The sequence below is a fragment of the Acinetobacter sp. ABJ_C5_2 genome (assembly GCF_044538485.1).
In the GTDB taxonomy this organism is placed as follows: Bacteria; Pseudomonadota; Gammaproteobacteria; order Pseudomonadales; family Moraxellaceae; genus Acinetobacter; species Acinetobacter nosocomialis_A.
Map to the genome: position 1 here is coordinate 1 of NZ_JBIUCS010000077.1, position 1581 is coordinate 1581.

Annotated in this window: 1 protein-coding gene and 1 pseudogene; both read left to right on the plus strand. The window is 29.9% G+C overall.

All coding sequences use genetic code 11. From position 1 onward, the window contains the following. A partial coding sequence (locus tag ACH8JV_RS19385) for a hypothetical protein (RefSeq protein ID WP_396523270.1) occupies positions 1–250 on the plus strand: 250 nt, incomplete at its 5' end. 1072 nt (positions 251–1322) lie between these two features. Continuing rightward, positions 1323–1581 (plus strand): annotated as a pseudogene (locus ACH8JV_RS19390) (hypothetical protein); the annotation flags it as partial.

Consider the following 1581-nt stretch of genomic DNA (forward strand, 5'->3'; position numbering starts at 1 on the left):
CATATATAAAGAACGAATATATAAAAATATTAGGAATATTGGTTATAAAGATGGGAGAGAAATTTTAATAGATGAGGATGGGCGGATATATGAGATTCCTGATTCAGGAGATCTTTATTATTTGGGTGGCCGATTTTATGAAGGTTTATTTAATTTAATATATAGTCAAGGGGAAAGTTATCTGGCGTTGGGAGATGGGGGATTCGTTAATATGAAAACTAAAGAAAAATTTAATATTAATAATATTTGATTATATGCTGAATTGACCTGTGAATATTAAATTTTTAGTGATCAATTTAAATTTAAAATTGCTTAAATTAATATTTATACTAATTCTATCTTAGAAAATCGGGAACTTATTATAAAGAGTTTATATCGCAATATTTTTAATCAATTTGAAAAGGTCAAATATTTTGATAGTACAGAAGAATACTTCATCCTTGATCTTTTAGGTCGTTTACTTGAGGAGAGCAGTCAGCTAGGAAAAGATGCGAGTAGCATTATAGATACGTTTTATATTCAGAAGACACAAAGCCATTCACAAAGTGTAGAAGTGGCCCCACATTGGAAAACTGAAAAGCAGGGTAAAGAGTTTGATGATGTTTGGTCCTATCACCGTGATCACTTAGGTAGATTGCAAGAAATAATCAACTGTGCTGATACAATTAATTGGAAAGTGAAATGGCATGGGATGAATGTAAAGCAGAGAAAACAAAATTGAATTTCATTGAAAACAATGATTTTTTTTCAAATAATATCCATTTCAAAGATCAGTATGTTGATAAACGGCTTAGATTACATATATCGCTATTGTTACTATTTGCCTCATTTGGGGCGATTCATCAGTAAAGGGCTCAATTGGATTGTTGAAGGGCTTAATTTGATCAATATGCTGATAATCCTTTAAAAGGGATTGACCCTCTGGGACTGTAATAAAAAAGTCTAGAAGAAAGAAAAGCTAATGAACGACCTAGGAAAAATTCTAAATCAGGGTTTTTACATGAAACTAAAGATATTGCTATAAAATATTTAAGTCATGGTAAATCTGCTTAATATTGGATTAGTAGCTTTGGGAGAGTGCGACAGCATCCCAAGCAATAGCTTTCAGGAATAAAATAGATAAAGAAGGTTTAACCCAAGATATAGAATATGAAAATGATGGTAAAAAATTATATTATTAGATTTATGAGACTGGAAGAGTAATTGGTTACAATAAGGGAAACTTACACAGTGTATGTGTATGAAGTTCTTCAAACATAAGTGAGTTCCATGGGTATCCGACTACATAATAAAGGTTATCATTGTGAGAGGCTTAATAAAGTATGAGTTACGAGACTTTTTTGAATGAAAATTTTATGCTTCCAATAAAAGCAAGTAGAAATTGGTTAATTGTAAAGAATTTTTTATACAATGTAGATTTTACATGGCTCAACTCATTAGATGAAAGTGACAAATTTGATGTTATAGATGCATACTTTTATACAAATATTTTTTATGTAGTCAATGAAGTCGAAATACAGGCAGTAAAATATAAAACAACTTTAGATGTATATATTATTCCTAAAGTTGAAAATGATATAT